The organism is Planomonospora algeriensis (assembly GCF_977012225.1).
On sequence record NZ_CDRNDK010000883.1, the window covers coordinates 1 to 1,249 of the forward strand.

Annotated in this window: 1 protein-coding gene; it reads right to left on the minus strand. The window is 68.2% G+C overall.

Annotated elements, in window-relative coordinates; all coding sequences use genetic code 11:
* Positions 1-1,082 (minus strand): hypothetical protein (locus tag ACWJ6R_RS36620; RefSeq protein ID WP_449066590.1); only part of this gene is annotated, 1,082 nt, incomplete at its 3' end.
* Positions 1,083-1,249: the final 167 nt, after the last annotated feature.

Genomic DNA, 1,249 nt, shown 5'->3' on the forward strand with positions numbered 1-1,249 from the left:
ACCCGGCAGTGGGCGTTGGTGGCCACCAGGTCATCGGGCGACGACAGCCGGCGCAACCTCCGCGCCGCCGGAAAAGCCCCTTCCGGAATGGCGACCTGACTCATGGAAACGGGTCCGTGCTCCGGCGCGAGGAAATCCTTCGCCGTCGTACCGATGTGATCGGGCACTCCCGTCAGCGCGTAACCGGCCAGGAACATCGCCGCGAGGGTCCAGCAGGAGATCCCGGTCCGGAAGCGCCGCAACAGGGGACGCGCCAGGAAGCAGGACAGGGGAAGGAGCGCGAGAAGGAGGTAGGGGGTCGAGACTCCCAGGAGTGAGTCGAGCGCTCCGCCGTACGGGGCTTCGGGGGAAGCGCCGTCAGGCGTGAGGAATCGGGCCAGATGGAACGCCCCGAATCCCAGCGCCAGAGCGAGGACGAAGACGACGGATCCGGCCCTGGTCACGATCAGCAGACCGGCCCCGGACACCGCCAGCACCCACATGTACGGATACACCGCCCGGGAGAAGTACAGCTGGCTCACCCCGGCGTGCCCGAAGACGAGGGCGCCCATCAGGCCGCTGACGACGGCCCCTGCCAGAACGACCACGAGCGGATCCCGCGGGAGCAGCCGTTCTCTCACCAGTCCCGAGGCCAGCATCTTGGAGGCCACGAGCGAGAAGACGAAGATCGAAGTACAGACGCATGCCGCGACGATCGCCATGAGACCGTCCGTCTGGTCCAGCCCCGTCTCCGTCGCGATGCCGAAACGCGAGATCGCGGAAGACCTGGAGGTGACGGACGGCGGCTCCAGCCGCAGGCCGTGTGACCGGCCGTGGAACAGGTACACCCTCACCAGGATGAAAACGGTTCCCATCAGGGCCAGAGCCGCCAGAACCGGTCGGCGCGGCCTGTTACGGGTGATCACGTCGCACAGTGCCAGCAGAACCACCCCGCCTCCGAGCACGGCGAAGGCGCTGAACTTCGAGCAGGCGACGGTGACCGTCAGAACCGCCACGATCGACCAGTTTCCCCAACCGCCCTGCCTCAGCCGCGGCCTTTCGAGCACGGTGGCGAGGGGGACCAGCAACGCCGCGAAGACCACCAGGCCCAGGATGTGGGTCGGACTCCCCAGCACGATGTCGTTCTCGCCTTCCACCGGGCCGGAGGTCCACGAGAAAGGGCTGGCGATGTCGGCGAGCACCACCAGGAAGGCGGCCGCCGGGCCGGTCCACGCCCTGCCGCTGATCCGCCAGGCCAACGCGGCGATCA